The organism is Streptomyces sp. NPDC001828, from assembly GCF_042892175.1.
Taxonomy (GTDB): Bacteria; Actinomycetota; Actinomycetes; order Streptomycetales; family Streptomycetaceae; genus Streptomyces.
Map to the genome: position 1 here is coordinate 360,947 of NZ_JBIATV010000002.1, position 13,294 is coordinate 374,240.

13 protein-coding genes are annotated in these 13,294 nt (G+C 72.1%); 3 read left to right on the top strand and 10 right to left on the bottom strand.

The features are described 5' to 3' along the window. Positions 1–74: 74 nt before the first annotated feature. The 4 genes from ACFYZA_RS08495 to ACFYZA_RS08510 are packed head-to-tail and all read right to left on the bottom strand — an operon-like array spanning position 75 to position 4,117. Positions 75–788 carry an ABC transporter permease gene (locus ACFYZA_RS08495; protein WP_161254873.1) on the bottom strand — a complete coding sequence of 238 codons (714 nt, stop codon included), beginning with the start codon at positions 786–788 and terminating at the stop codon, positions 75–77. Then, positions 788–1,717 (bottom strand): ABC transporter ATP-binding protein, encoded by a 930-nt coding sequence (locus ACFYZA_RS08500; protein ID WP_161254870.1) that lies wholly within the window; start codon positions 1,715–1,717, stop codon positions 788–790. The genes ACFYZA_RS08495 and ACFYZA_RS08500 overlap by 1 nt, the downstream gene beginning before the upstream one ends. A 43-nt stretch (positions 1,718–1,760) precedes the next feature. After that, positions 1,761–2,927 (bottom strand): nucleotide disphospho-sugar-binding domain-containing protein, encoded by a 1,167-nt coding sequence (locus tag ACFYZA_RS08505; RefSeq protein ID WP_388488537.1) that lies wholly within the window; start codon positions 2,925–2,927, stop codon positions 1,761–1,763. Then, on the bottom strand, positions 2,915–4,117 hold the full coding sequence (locus ACFYZA_RS08510; RefSeq protein WP_388488540.1) for a glycosyltransferase: 1,203 nt from the start codon (positions 4,115–4,117) through the stop codon (positions 2,915–2,917). The genes ACFYZA_RS08505 and ACFYZA_RS08510 overlap by 13 nt, the downstream gene beginning before the upstream one ends. A gap of 216 nt (positions 4,118–4,333) precedes the next feature. Here ACFYZA_RS08510 and ACFYZA_RS08515 point away from each other — a divergent pair, with 216 nt between their 5' ends. The 3 genes from ACFYZA_RS08515 to ACFYZA_RS08525 are packed head-to-tail and all read left to right on the top strand — an operon-like array spanning position 4,334 to position 6,902. Beyond that, positions 4,334–5,398, top strand: coding sequence for a ketoacyl-ACP synthase III family protein (locus ACFYZA_RS08515; RefSeq protein WP_382594804.1), 1,065 nt, complete (start codon positions 4,334–4,336; stop codon positions 5,396–5,398). Between the two features lie 34 nt (positions 5,399–5,432). After that, positions 5,433–6,197: an NAD-dependent epimerase/dehydratase family protein gene (locus tag ACFYZA_RS08520; protein ID WP_382594801.1), complete on the top strand. Its 765-nt coding sequence runs from the start codon at positions 5,433–5,435 to the stop codon at positions 6,195–6,197. A 33-nt stretch (positions 6,198–6,230) separates the two neighbouring features. Further along, positions 6,231–6,902 (top strand): antibiotic biosynthesis monooxygenase, encoded by a 672-nt coding sequence (locus ACFYZA_RS08525; protein ID WP_382594798.1) that lies wholly within the window; start codon positions 6,231–6,233, stop codon positions 6,900–6,902. A 64-nt stretch (positions 6,903–6,966) separates the two neighbouring features. On the opposite strand, the gene ACFYZA_RS08530 is transcribed toward ACFYZA_RS08525, so the two are convergent. The 6 genes from ACFYZA_RS08530 to ACFYZA_RS08555 form a co-directional block, all read right to left on the bottom strand. Then, positions 6,967–8,229, bottom strand: a complete 1,263-nt coding sequence (locus tag ACFYZA_RS08530; RefSeq protein ID WP_388488543.1) for an FAD-dependent monooxygenase — start codon at positions 8,227–8,229, stop codon at positions 6,967–6,969. After that, entirely contained in the window at positions 8,226–9,056 is an 831-nt protein-coding gene (locus ACFYZA_RS08535; protein ID WP_388488545.1) for an SRPBCC family protein, read from the bottom strand. The genes ACFYZA_RS08530 and ACFYZA_RS08535 overlap by 4 nt, the downstream gene beginning before the upstream one ends. Positions 9,057–9,067: 11 nt before the next feature. Next, positions 9,068–10,096, bottom strand: coding sequence for an aldo/keto reductase (locus ACFYZA_RS08540; protein ID WP_388488548.1), 1,029 nt, complete (start codon positions 10,094–10,096; stop codon positions 9,068–9,070). 94 nt (positions 10,097–10,190) lie between these two features. Next, positions 10,191–10,811, bottom strand: a complete 621-nt coding sequence (locus ACFYZA_RS08545) for an antibiotic biosynthesis monooxygenase family protein (RefSeq protein ID WP_382600817.1) — start codon at positions 10,809–10,811, stop codon at positions 10,191–10,193. A 16-nt stretch (positions 10,812–10,827) separates the two neighbouring features. Next, on the bottom strand, positions 10,828–12,351 hold the full coding sequence (locus ACFYZA_RS08550) for a class I adenylate-forming enzyme family protein (protein WP_388488549.1): 1,524 nt from the start codon (positions 12,349–12,351) through the stop codon (positions 10,828–10,830). Then, the gene (locus tag ACFYZA_RS08555; RefSeq protein WP_388488551.1) at positions 12,344–13,294 is read right to left on the bottom strand and encodes an aromatase/cyclase; all 951 of its coding nucleotides are present in this window, start codon (positions 13,292–13,294) and stop codon (positions 12,344–12,346) included. The genes ACFYZA_RS08550 and ACFYZA_RS08555 overlap by 8 nt, the downstream gene beginning before the upstream one ends.

Sequence of the window (13,294 nt, forward strand, 5' to 3'; positions counted from 1 at the left end):
TGCGACTCGCGTCCGGTACGAACACGAAAGTGCCCGCAGGGGAGTCCCTGCGGGCACTTCACGGGCGGTACGGATCAGGCGCGGCGGCCGCCCCTGCGGTAGGCGAAGGCGGCGAAGGCCGCGAGCAGCGCCGTCCACAGGGCGAGGACGCCGAGGCCGGTGCCGCTGGGCGCCGAGTTGGCGGCCGCGTCCCACGAGAGCTGGGCGTAGCGGTAGACCGGGGTCTCCTTCGACAGCGGCTGGAGCCAGCTGGGCAGCGTGTCGGTCGGCATCATCAGGCCGCCGAGCAGCGTCAGCGTCAGGTAGGAGACGGTGCCGGCGATCTGGGCGAGCTGTGCCTTGAAGAGGTAGCCGATGCCGATGCCGAGCATCGCGAGCGGGGCGATGCCGACCCAGAGCAGCAGGAAGATCTCCAGCCAGGTGCCGGGCGACAGGTCGACGCCCCGGTAGAACTTGCCGATCAGGCCGATGACCACGATGGGCAGGATGCCGAGGCAGGTGGCGACGGCGCCGCGGGCGATGACGACCTGCACCGGCGAGAGCGGGGTGAGCCGCAGCTGGCGCAGCCAGCCGAGCGCCCGGTCCTCGGCGATGCCGGTGCCGTTGGTGATGACCACGCCGAGCGCGCCGAACGCGGCCGCGCCGACCATGGCCCGCACCAGGGACTCCTGGTCGGGGCCGCCGCCCGCGAGGGTGACGTAGAGGCCGACCGGCATGATGAGGCTCATCATGAGGTAGCCGCCGTTGCGGACCAGCCGCAGGATTTCGAGGCGGATGTAACCGAGCATCAGGTGGTCCGTCCTTCCGGAGCGGCGGCCGCGTGGCGGGACTGGTGGGTGAGCGCGATGAAGGCCTCTTCCAGGCCCACGCCCGACACCTCCAGATCGGTGAAGGCGTCGGCGCGCGAGAGCGCGTGCACCGTGGAGTCGGAGTCGCTGGTGCGCAGGTGGACGCGCCCGCCGCGGTGCTCCACGGAGCTGACGCCCGGCAGCAGGTCGAAGCCCTCCTGGCGGCCGCGCGGCACGAAGCTGACCGTACGCCCCTCGATCATGGACTTGATCTGCGAGGTGGTGCCGTCGGCGACCACCCGGCCCGAGGCGATGACGACGACGCGGTCGGCGCTGTCGTCGGCCTCTTCGAGGTAGTGCGTCGAGAACAGCACGGTGTTGCCGCGCTCCGCGTACCGCTGCATCGCGGCCCACAGCTCACGCCGCGACTCCACGTCGAGTGCGGCGGTCGGCTCGTCGAGGACCACCAGGTCCGGGTCGCCGGCCAGCGCGAGGGCGAAGCGCACCCGCTGGGCCTGACCGCCGGAGAGCCGGTCCACGTTGCGGTTGGCGATCTTGGAGAGCTCGGCGAGGTCCAGGATCTCCTGGAGCGGCAGCGGCTTGCGGTAGGTCTGGCGGACGAAGTCCACCAGCTCGCGCACCGACACCCGGGGAATCATCTTCCCCTCCTGGAGCATGGCCCCCAAGTGCCCTGCCCGCATGGCGAGTTCGGGCTTCTTGCCGAAGACCTCGATCTGGCCCTGGTCCGGCGGGAAGAGCCCGAGGAGCATGTTGATGGTGGTGGACTTGCCGGCACCGTTGGGGCCGAGCAGGGCGACCGTCTCACCTCGGTGGATCGTCAGATCGATTCCGTCGACGGCACGGACGTTGCCGTACTCCTTGACGACACCCTTGAAGACGACCGCGGGCGGGCCGTGCTGTTCTGCCATGGGGGGTGGCACCTGTTCCCTTTCCTGTGTGAGTGGACGCATGTCAGATCAGCCCTTCCAAGGTGTGGACCAGTTCCGTGGGGCCTGGCAGGCATTCGATCTCCGCGCGTACGTCCCGCGCGGCCTTGCGGTGCCGCTCGTTCTCCAGGAGGTCCGCGAGGGCCTCCCGGACGAGCGCGGGGTCGTGCTGCTCGGCCTCGGTGGCGAGGCTGATCCCGGATCCGGACTCCTGGACGAGCCGGCCGGTGGTCTGGAGGAACGGCTTGTCACCGGGCAGCACCAGCTGCGGGACCGCCGAGGCGAACGACGTCATGCTCGTGCCGCTGCCGCCGTGGTGGACGGCGAGCGCGGTGTGGCGCATCACCGGACCGATCGGGAAGCGGTCGACGACCTTGACGGAGGACGGGATGCCCGCGAGCGCCGAGTGGTACTGGGCGTCGATCGGGAACAGCACGTCCAGGCCCTGCTCGACACAGGCGTCCAGGACGTGGCGGAAGCCCAGCGGCAGCTCGCCCGTCTCGGCGAGCACCCGGCCGTGCCACATGCCCAGGCACAGCAGGGCCCTGGGCCGCTCGGGCGTGCGGACCGCCCAGTCGGGCAGCTCGGCGGTGCCGCAGTAAGGCACGTAACGCGAGAGCAGGCCCGGGGTGTTGTCGCCCTCGGGCAGCAGCGAGGCCGGGCTCGGGTCGATGAGGAGGGCCGGGTCGGGGAAGCCGGGCGCGCCGAACTCGACGCACAGGTCGTGGAGTTGGACCTTGGCCTGGCGAAGCAGCGGGCTGGTGAAGTCGTCCGGGCCCCAGCGGTGGACGACACCGGGCACACCGAGCGCGGCGGCGACCACGAGCCCGCCGAACTCCACCGGGTCGGTCATCACCAGGTCCGGCTCCCAGGCGCGGCCGAGCGCCACCAGGTCGTCGATGTAACCGCCGAGCCGGGTGCGCCAGCGCTCGCCGACCGCGTCCCACTCGGAGTCCGCGCGGCGGTCCATGCCGGCCCGGTCGGGCATCGCCACGGCGCCGGGCCGGGTCAGACGCTGGCGGGTCTCCCCGCCGCCGACCGGACGGGTGTCGAGACCGGCCGCGGCGGCGAACTTCACCAGCTCGGCGTCGCCGGCCACGATCACCTGGTGCCCGGCCGCGCGCAGCGCCCAGGTCAGCGGCACCATCGGCACGATGTGGCTGGGGACCAGAGCGGTCACTAGGACACGCATGTCTCCTCCTGTGCCGCGTGTACGGCGACGAGTTCTTCGAGGTCGGTGACCAACTGCTCCACCGGCGGGCAGGCGAGCACCGAGCGCCGCACGGCCGCCGCGCGCAGCCGGAAGGCGGGCTCCGTGAGCAGCCGCCCCAGCGCCTCGGTGACGGTCTCGCCCGTGACCCAGTAGGCGGGCAGGTTGATGCCGCTGCCCACGTCGGCGACGTGCTCGGCGGAGTTGGGCTGGTCGTCGTACATGGGCGTGACGAGCATCGGCGTCCCGCTGCGCAGGCCCTCGCGGATGCTGCTGTGGCCGCCGTGCGTGACGAACACGTCGGCCGCCTCAAGGAGCACGTCCTGCGGCACCCACTCGGTGAGCAGCCGCACATGCCGCGGCACCTCGCCGAACTCCTCGGGGTCGCGGCCCACGCCGATCGAGACCAGCGCGGTGCACTCCAGGCCGGAGACCGCCTCGATCACGGCGTGCAGCACCTCGTCGGACTTCCACGGCATGGACGGCGCCATGGTGCCGATCGAGGCGTACACCACCGGCTTGTCGTCGGGCAGCCCGGCGAGCCAGGGCAGGGCCTTGTCGTCGCTGCGGTAGGGGGCGGTCTGGCGGTAGTGGCGCAGGGTGCGCGGGTCCAGGTCGTCGCCGGTGCACTCGGCCGGGAGCCAGCTGATGAGCCCGTGCCGGTAGGCGGAGTTGTCGTCGGGGTCGGCGGGCAGGCCGAGTTCGGCCCGCAGTTCGTTGAGCGGTCCGTTGGTGACGGCGGGGGGCAGCAGATGCGTCGAGCCGCCTGCCACCGCGATGTGCGGGATGCCGAGCGTCTCGGCGGCGAGCAGGCCGCCCAGCTCCTCGCCCTCGCGGACGATCAGATCGGGCTTCCAGTCGGCGGCGACGGCGAGGATGTCGCGGGCCGCGGCCAGGGCGGGCGGGCCGAGCACGCACTCCACGAGCCCGTCCTCGTACGCTTCCTGGTCGCCGCGGAACAGCGGAAGCGCGATCGCCTCGACGCAGAAGGGGTCCTTGGCCCAGTCGAACCCGGCCGGGAAGAACTCCAGGCCGTAGCTCACGCTCTCCTCGCGCATGGACTCGTCGTCGGCCACGGCAACGGTGTGCCCGGCCCGGACGGCGGCCTGGGCCAGGGGGATCAGCAGGCGCAGATGCGACTTGCCCGCATGGGCGGTGAACAGGATGCGCACGGCGGGTCTCCGATTGGGGGGTGGGGCCGGCCCGCCTGGGCCGACCGTCGGTCATGCCCAAGAGCGTGACCTGCCCCACTCGAGAGGCACTTGAGCCGTCCTGGGCCGGACTTTCCCCGGCCGCACTCAAGTCCGATTCGAGAGGTGGTGGCGACCTTGGGCGCATGCCGTATGCCCGAAGGATTCGACCGAACCGCCGAACAGGGGAGTAGCTGGATGCGTTGGAACGAGATCTATGTCGCCTCGCTCGGCACCTGGCTGCCCGAGCCCGTCCCGGTGGCCGAGGCCGTCGCGGCCGGGGAGTGCGGCCAGGAGTGGATCGACGACTTCGGGTACGAGTCGGTGCGGATCGCCCGGGAGAGCGAGCAGGAGGGCTGGACCGCGCCGCCGGACATGGCGGTCGCCGCCGGCCGCACCGCGCACGAGCGCTCCGGCCTGAACAAGTCCGCGTACTCCCTGCTCCTGCACGGCAGCACCTGGTTCCAGGGCCTCGACATCTGGCCCGCCGCGTCCTACATCGCCAAGCGGACCGTCGGCGCCACCGTGCCGGGCCTCGATGTGCAGCAGCGCTGCAACATCGGCATCAGCGGACTCGACCTGGCCGCCGCCCACTTGACGGCCGGCTACGGCAAGGGCAGCGCGGTCATGCTCACCACCGCCGACCGCTTCGGCGGTCCCGGCGCCAACCGCTGGCAGCTGCGGCACGGCAACGCCTACGCCGACGGCGCGACCGCGACCGTCCTGTCCACCGCGGGAGGCTTCGCCCGGCTGGTGGCCACTGCCACCGTCGCCGACAACTCCCTGGAGCCGATGGCCCGCGGCGACGAGGAGTTCGGCCCCGTCTCGCGCGCCGCCGAACGGCAGATCGACCTCACCGCACGCGGCGACGCCCACAAGGCCGTGAGCGACGAGACGATGACCAACATCCGCTTCGGCAAGGTGATGCAGGAGGCCAAGCAGTCCGTCCTGGACGACGCCGGCCTGGAGATCGACGACATCGCGTTCGTCATCATCCCCTCCACCGGCCGCATCAAGGGCCCCTTCCAGATCCACCACCTGCTGGGCGTGGACGAGTCCGAGACCACCTGGGAGTTCGCCCGTCGCAGCGGTCACATCGGCGCCGGAGACTGGGCCGCGGGCCTGGAAAACCTGCTGCTCACCGGCCAGTTGAAGCCCGGCGACCACGTGATGCTCTACGGCGGCGGAGCCGGCTACACCATCACCACCGCCGTCCTGGAAATCCTGGAGATCCCCGCCTGGGCCGAATCCGCAGCGGCCTGAACAAGCCGTCCACCACAAGGAGTTGGCACACCCCATGGAGATAGTCGGCAGGGGCTTCCTGGCCGGACACCTGGCAGGCATCGCCGGACACCACCCCGACGTGGTGGCGCTGGCCGCCGGGGTCTCGGCGGCCGGTGACATCCCGCCCGAGCAGTACACCCGGGAGTCCAAGCGCCTGTACGAGGTGCTGCGGTACTGCGAGAAGAACGGCAAGCGCCTGGTGTTCTTCTCCACGGCGTCCGCCGGAATGTACTCGGTTCCCGACGCCTCGCCCGGCCGCGAGGACGGGCCCGTCTACCCGGCGACCCCGTACGGCCGCCACAAGCTCTCCCTCGAAGCGGTCGTCAAGTCCTCGGACGTCGAGTACCTGATCCTGCGCCTGTCGCACGTCGTCGGCTTCAACCAGCCCGCGCACCAGCTACTGCCCGCGCTCGTACGGCAGTTGACGGCCGGCCGGATCCAGGTCTACCGCGGCGCCCAGCGCGATCTGATCGACGTCGAGGACGTCATCAAGATCGTGCACACGCTGCTCGTCGACGGCCGCACCCGTGACGTCGTCAACGTCGCCTCGGGCCACGCCCCGCGCATCGAGGACATCGTCACGCACATGGAGCACCTGCTCGCCACCCGCGCCGAGAAGTCCTACGTCGAGGCGTCCGGGGCCCAGCCCGTGTCCATCGACAAGCTCTGCCGTCTCGTGCCGCCGGTGTACGGGCTCGGCTTCGGACCCGACTACTACCGCGCGGTCCTCGACAAGTACGTCCACGCCTATGCGCACCACCAGCCGGTCGCCGCGTAACCCATCCACCCGAAGAATCGGAAGGTCCACCCCATGAGCGAGAACAGCCCCGTCGTCGCGGTCGCCCACTTCGTCCTCAAGGAGAAGCACAAGGCGAAGGGCGCCGAGTTCGAGAAGGCCTACCTCAAGTACAAGGAGGCCGTCGCCGCCAAGGACGGTCTGCTGCGCACCGCGCTGCTGCGCGGCATCAAGGAGCCCGACAACTTCGTCATCCTCACCTGGTGGCGGGACGCCGACGCGCACCGCACCGTCGTCGGCGACTGGCAGTTCTTCACCGCGGTGAGCAGCCGCTTCGTCTACCTCGCCGCCATCACCAGCGTGCACGGCCCGGTCCTGGCCGGCGAGAACGCGGCCGACGGGCTCGGCGAGCTCGCGGTGCCGTCCGAGGACGCGGCGGTCGCGCTCACCACGTTCACCCTGCGCGAGGGCGCCGACCAGCAGGCCTTCGAGGGCTCCTTCCTCGGCCACCTCTCCTTCGTGAAGGGCCACGAGGGCTTCCTCGGCCACCAGCTGGTGCACTCCAACCGGGAGACCGGTGCCTACGTCAACATCGGCTGGTGGAGCGGCCCCCAGGCCTACCTGCCGGTCCTGCAGAGCCCCGAGATGGCCGCCGACGCCAAGACCATGGCCGTGCACGCCGAGGTCAAGGGCGGCCTGTACAAGGCGGTCGTCGACTCGGCCCGCACCGAGGTCGCCAGCGTCTGAACCAGCGCACACGAAAGGCGGGCCGGGTCTTCGAGACCCGGCCCGCCTTTCGTGTGCCACGCGGTCAGTGAGCGGTGAACAGCCCTTCGGCCACCTCGATCGACGGGTTGCCGAACGCGATGGTGCGCAGCACCTTGCGGTAGACCGGGGTGTGCTTGACGACGGCCGCCAGCTTGGGGCGCACCCGCGTCGCGAACGTGCCGGTCGACAGCATCGCCTTGGACTGCAGGCCCTGGAGCCGCATCATCGTGGCGATGTCGGGCGCCCGGAGCTCCTCGAAGCGCCCCAGGAACGCGGCGCTCGCGTCCCCGCGGCCCACCGACTCGACGAGCAGCGGGTGCAGCACGACCGCGTCCTGCACCGACAGGTTGATGCCCTGCGCGCCGATCGGGCTGTGCGTGTGCGCGGCGTCTCCCATCAGGACCAGGCCGTCGGCGGCCCAGCGCTCGGCGCGCCCGGAGAACACGTCGAGCAGGCTGAGGTCGCGCAGCGAGGTGATCTGCGCGTCGATCAGGTCCGCGTACGCCGGCACCGCTTGCGACAGCTGTGCCTTGACGTGGCCGAGGCCCTCGGAGACGACGTTCTTGTAGCCGCCGTGCGGCAGCGTCCAGCCGACCTGGATCCGGTCGGGCCAGGACCCGTAGGCGAGCACCGGGCTGGTGCCCGCACTCCTGAACACCCGTACGTCATGGCTTGCCTGGGGGTCGGGCTGGGTCAGCTTGAACCAGAGCACGTCCTGGTCGAAGGCCTCGCTGCGGCCCGCCTCGATGCCGGCGAGCCGGCGCACCTTGGAGAACCGCCCGTCGGCGCCCACCACGACCTTGCTGTGGAAGACGTGCCCGTCGGCGGCGGCCCCGGTGATCCGGCCCCGCTCGTCGCGCAGGAGGGCGTTGACGCGGCAGCCGTCCACGTACTCGAAGCCCGCGAACTCGGCGCAGTGCAGCAGGAGTTCGGCCAGCAGATGGGACTGCGGTATGGACAGGAGGTGGTCGTACGGGGCCGGGAGCGCGCGGTAGTCGATGTCGAGCAGCACCCGGTCCTGCTCGACCAGGCGGAAACGGTCGTGCTCGTGGCAGCCGCGCGCCCGGGCCCCGGCGAGCACGCCGAGCCGGTCCAGGACCGTCATCGCGCCCGGCTGCAGGATCTCGCCGCGGAACTCCCGCTGGTGCGAGCGCGAACGCTCCACCACGGTCACCCGCACCCCGGACTTGAGCAGCAGCAGGGCGAGGGTCAGACCGGCGGGGCCCGCCCCGACGACGCACACGTCGGCGCGGTGCTCCTCGTCGGCGCGGGCCCCGGCGCGGACCTCCTCGGCGGCCGCGGTCATCGCTGCCCGGCCAGCGCGAGCGCGGCGCGCACATCGGTGGTGGCGAGGGCGAGCACCCGGTCGCGCCCGGTGGACGCCACCGCGAGCACGTCCGCCGTCACCCGGACCCCGTCCGGTACCGCCTCCAGACGCCAGCGGCGCCGGTAGAGGTCGGCAGGCTCGGGCGGGGTGAGCGGCTTCTGCACGAGGGTGTGGCCGTCGTGCTCGATCTGTACGGTCCTGACGCCGTCCTGGACGCCGAACCAGGCGCTCTCCTCGCCGTCGCGCCACGGCAGCGCGTCCAGGAGACGCGCGTGCACCGAGGCCACCGAGCCGGGCAGCACCGCGCTGTCCTCGACCCGGATGACGTCACTGGTCAGCGAACTGGGGTTCTCCGTCTTGGACTTGAGGGTGCGCATCTGGAGCCCGCCGTGCCGGTCCAGCTCGCCCGCGGTGTCCTGCGGGTCGGCGTCGGTGGTGAACCAGTGCCCGGACACCACCCGGCAGCCGCCGCCGGGGCGGGGCAGGAAGTCCCAGGTGCCGCCCAGCTCCTTGATGGGGCCCACCGAGCCCTGCTGGACGAAGTCCATGCGCAGGGCCACCGGGTCCAGGGTGCGCTTGGACGTCCAGATGCGCAGCCCGCCCTCGGGGCCCGGACGCACCGCCCAGAACTTCACCTCGTCGTCGTGGCCCCGCTGGGACACGACCTCGGTGTGCGCGATCCAGGGGTAGAGCAGCGGCCAGTCGGCCACATCGGTCAGCGCCCGGTAGACGGTGTCCGCCGAGGCGTCGACGTCGATGCCGGCGCGGGTGCGGTGGATCTCCCTGGCGGTCGTGGAAGTGCTCACAGCGATACCTCTCAGAGGGTGGCGGGGGAGGGGGCGGCGGCTCTGGCGCGGAGCATGCGGCTCAGGGTCAGGCCGGGGTCGGTGACCACGACGGACCCGAGCGCCGCGTCGATGCGGGCCAGCAGCTCCGGGTCGAGCACGGCCTCGGCGGCCGCGAGGTTGCGGGCGATCTGCTCGGGTGCCGATGCGCCGATGACGGCCGTGGCGACCTGGGCGTTCTGGAGCACCCAGGCCAGGGCGAGTTGAGGCATCGTCAGATCGGTCTCGGCGGCGAGCTCGGCGACCCGGGCGACCGCCGTGAGGACCTCGTCCGACAGGAAGCGGTAGCGCTGGATCGAGACGTCACCGCCCTTGGCGGCCACCGCCCGCGACCCGGCGGGCGCCTGCTGCCCCGGCCGGTACTTTCCGGTCAGCACACCGCCGGCCAGCGGCGACCACACCATCTGTCCGATGCCGAGCGGCGCACAGGCCGGGACGACCTCGGCCTCGATGACCCGCCACAGCATCGAGTACTGCGGCTGGTTGGAGACCAGCTCGATGCCCAGCTCACGGGCGAGTGCGGCGGCCCGCTCGATCTCGTCGGCGGCCCACTCCGAGACGCCGACATGGCGGATCTTGCCCGCGCCGACGGCGGCCGCGAAGGCGCTCATCGTCTCTTCGAGCGGCGTCGAGTCGTCGTACAGATGCGCCTGGTACAGGTCGATGTGCCCGGTGCCGAGCCGGCGCAGCGAGGCGTCGAGGGACTCGGCGATCCGGGTGCGCGACAGCGCGCCGGGACCGGGCCCGCCGCCCCTGCCGACCTTGGTGCAGATCACGACGGCGTCCCGGTCGACGCCCGCGAGGGCCCGGCCGAGGTGTTCCTCGGCCCGGCCCTCGGCGTACGCGTCGGCGGTGTCGAACGTGGTGATGCCCGCGTCCAGCGCGGCCCGCACACAGGCGGAGGCGGCCCGGTCGTCCAGCTGGTTGCCCGCGGTCAGCGAGTTCCCGAACGCGACCCGGCTGACCACCGGTCCCGAGGCGCCGAGACGGCGGTACTCCATGGTGAATCCCTTCTCTCTCCGGCCGGCCTCTCCGGCGGGCCCTACGAGCGGTCCTGCGGGCGGCTCCGCCGGGCGGACCCCGCCTCCCGAGCCGTCAGGCCCCGGCCGGGGCGAACTCGGCGCGGTTGCCCGCGACATGGGCGGCGGGCGTGGTGCGCACCTCGGCAAGGGCGGCGAGCGCCGCGTACTGGGGCAGGGCGGTCGCCGCGAGCGCGGCCTCCGCGTCGCGCCAGCGGGTGAGCGCGGTGAACCCGCCGGGCCGCGCGAACAGCGACTTGGCGAGGTCGCCGGCGACGAAGCCGTCGAGGGCGGCCGCGGCACCGGCGTGGGCGTGGAAGGCGCCGACGAAGGCGTCCGCGCTGTCGGCCTCGACGGTGAAGGAGTCCACGAAGAGCACGTCACCGGGCTCGCCCGGGGCGCCGTCGAAGCGGGCGATCCCCATCGAGGGGTCGGCCTCCACGGCGACGATCTTGTGGAACTCCTCGGCGTGCTCCTGGAACGTGGCGCTCGCCAAAACCTTCTGGAAGTCCTCCGGCCGCTCCCACCAGCCGAGGTTGACGTACACCTCGGGCCGCTCCGTGGAGCGCACGGCCTGGTGGGCGACGAAGCCGGGCTGGGCGCGCATCCACTCCACGTGGGACAGGAAGCGCGCCTCGAACTCCTCGGCGCCGGCCGGGTCGAGCAGCGTGAACGTGTTGATGACGGTGAAGGACATGCGAACCCTTTCGGATTCAGCCCGCGACGGGCTGACGGCTGGTCAACTGCTGTGCCAACAGGCGGCGTTGGATCTTTCCGTTGCCCGAGCGCGGGATCGCGTCGAGCGTCATGGCGTCGCGCACGTGCTGGTAGTAGGGCAGGGCGTCATTGGCCCGCGCGATCACATCCGCGAGGTCGCCGGAGTGGGCGCCCGCCAGCACCACCAGGGCGCCGGCGACCGCGCCGTGCTCGACGTCCGCGAGCTCGACCACGACGACGTCGGCGACCCGGGCGTCCTGGCGCAGCACGCGCTCCACGTCCGAGGGCGCGACCAGGAAGTTGTCGCACTTGAAGACGTCTTTGAGGCGGTCCACCAGGAAGAGGCGGCCGTCCTCGTCGACCCGGCCGACATCGCCGGTGCTGAGCCAGCCGTCCGGCTCCAGGCCGGTGCCGTCGGGGCCGCCCGCGTACCCCTGCATCACCTGCGGGCCGCGCAGCTGCACCTCGCCGACGCCGCCCGGCGCGAGCACCGCGCGCGAGTCGATGTCGACGACGCGGCACTCGGTCCCGGCGACCGGGGTGCCGACCGAGCCGTGCACCGGGTGGTCGGGGTCGTCGCTGTGGGTCAGCGGGGAGGTCTCGGCGAGCCCGTACCCCTGGAAGACCGGCACGCCGAACCGCTTGGACAGGCGGCGCGCTGCGGGCACCGGCAGGCCCGATCCGCCCGACGCGATGCGCTGGACCGTCGGCATCGAGACGGAGTCCAGGTCCGGGTCGGCCGCGAGCCGGGCGAGGCGAACCGGCAGGCTGTACAGGATCGTCGCCCGGTGCCGGTTGGCGGTCATCAGGGCCGCGTACGGCTCCGGCGAGGCGCACAGGACCTGGGTGGCGCCCGCGGCGATCGCCGAGTTGAGGTGCATCGGGTGGTAGGTGGGCAGGTGGTTCAGGCTGACCGTCCCGCCGTCGAGCCGGTGCGCCCGCGCGATCTGCGCCGCGTTCACGGTCACATTGCGGTGGCTGAGCCGGACCGCCTTGGGGCGCCCGGTGGTGCCGCTGGTGAACTGGAGGGCCGCGGTGTCCTCGGCCCGCCTGGCGGAGGCGGCGAGCGGGGCGTCGGAGGCGAGCAGGTCGAGGCCGTCCGTGCCGGCGCCGATCAGCACGACCTCGCGCAAGGCGGGCAGCCGGTCGCGGACCTTCTCCAGACGCGCGTTCAGGGCCGGGTCGAGCAGGACCACCCGGGCCCCGCCGAGGCCGAGCACATGCGCCAGGTCGTCCTCGCGCAGCAGCGGGTTGACCACCGCGACGGTGTGCCCGGCCCGCACGGCCGCGTAGTAGGCGACCGCGACATCGGGGTGCAGCACCGTGCCGACCGCGACCACCGAGGGCTCCGGCGCGAGGGCCTGGAGGCCGGCGGCCACCCTCGTCACCCGGGCGTCGAAGGTGGCGTAGTCCATCGTGGAGTCGTCGGTGACGACGGCGGGCCGCGCGGGGTGCGCGGCGGCGGCCCGGGACAGCAGCAGGTCGAGCCGCTCCGGCACCTCGGGCAGGGTGTCAGCCACGGAGCGCCTCCGCGTAACCACGGGCCAGCTTCAGGGTGTTGGTCGAGTTGGTGGAGAGCGCGCGGTGCACGTAGGCGCGGGCATCGGCGACCGTCTTGCCCTCGCCGAGGTACTTCTCGATGGTGTCGGTCCGCAGGGTGACGGTGTGCCGCGAGGTCACGTCGACACCGTCCGCCGTCTCCACGATGGTCCAGCGGCCGGTGTGGGCGGTCATCAGACCGGGCACGGTCGTCTGCTTGTAGACGATGCGGTCCGGCGCGAACACGACGCGGATCGACTCGGTGGTGTGCACCGAACCGTCGGCGGTGCTGGTGTCCATCGCCATGACCTGCACACCCGGCTCGTCCTCGGTCAGGTCCAGGCGCGCCACGTGCGGCAGCCGCTCGGGCCACAGGTCCGCCCGGTTCAGGAAGTCGAACACGTCACCGGCGTCGGCCTTCATGTGGACGGTGTCGTCGAAGGTGAAGACCAGCTCGTCCAACTGAGCGTGCCGCTCGGCGAGTTCCTTGATGTTGTTCAGCTCGGCCGCGCTGTTGCGGTCCACGGCCGCGTTGATCCAGTCCACCGAGTCGGAGGCGTCGTCGATGGCCTCGAAGTCGTGGTGGAGTTCGAGCAGCGAGGTCTCGTCGTCCACGCGGGAGACCACCCAGGCGCCGCCCATGCCCGCCACCGGCGGCGTCGAGACCTCCTGGCGGAAGTCGACCCGCAGCCGCTCCGGGTCGAAGGTGCGGCGCGAGATCCAGTTCTTGACGGCGCCGTTGGCGGTCGCCCAGATGTGGATGCGCTCCGCGCGGTCGTCCTGCTCCAGGTGCTCGACGTGCACGTTGGGGCCGAAGTACTGCGGCCACTTGGTGACGTCGGCGACGATCCCGTACACGACCTCGGCGGGGGCGGCGACGGCGACGCTGTGGAGGGTGTGGTGCTTCGTTCCGGTCACGGACAC

Coding starts and splice junctions, on each gene's coding strand:
- ACFYZA_RS08495 (WP_161254873.1), bottom strand. CDS start 788: ATGCTCGGTTACATCCGCCTCGAAATCCTGCGGCTGGTCCGCAACGGC.
- ACFYZA_RS08500 (WP_161254870.1), bottom strand. CDS start 1,717: ATGGCAGAACAGCACGGCCCGCCCGCGGTCGTCTTCAAGGGTGTCGTC.
- ACFYZA_RS08505 (WP_388488537.1), bottom strand. CDS start 2,927: ATGCGTGTCCTAGTGACCGCTCTGGTCCCCAGCCACATCGTGCCGATG.
- ACFYZA_RS08515 (WP_382594804.1), top strand. CDS start 4,334: ATGCGTTGGAACGAGATCTATGTCGCCTCGCTCGGCACCTGGCTGCCC.
- ACFYZA_RS08520 (WP_382594801.1), top strand. CDS start 5,433: ATGGAGATAGTCGGCAGGGGCTTCCTGGCCGGACACCTGGCAGGCATC.
- ACFYZA_RS08525 (WP_382594798.1), top strand. CDS start 6,231: ATGAGCGAGAACAGCCCCGTCGTCGCGGTCGCCCACTTCGTCCTCAAG.
- ACFYZA_RS08530 (WP_388488543.1), bottom strand. CDS start 8,229: ATGACCGCGGCCGCCGAGGAGGTCCGCGCCGGGGCCCGCGCCGACGAG.
- ACFYZA_RS08540 (WP_388488548.1), bottom strand. CDS start 10,096: ATGGAGTACCGCCGTCTCGGCGCCTCGGGACCGGTGGTCAGCCGGGTC.
- ACFYZA_RS08545 (WP_382600817.1), bottom strand. CDS start 10,811: ATGTCCTTCACCGTCATCAACACGTTCACGCTGCTCGACCCGGCCGGC.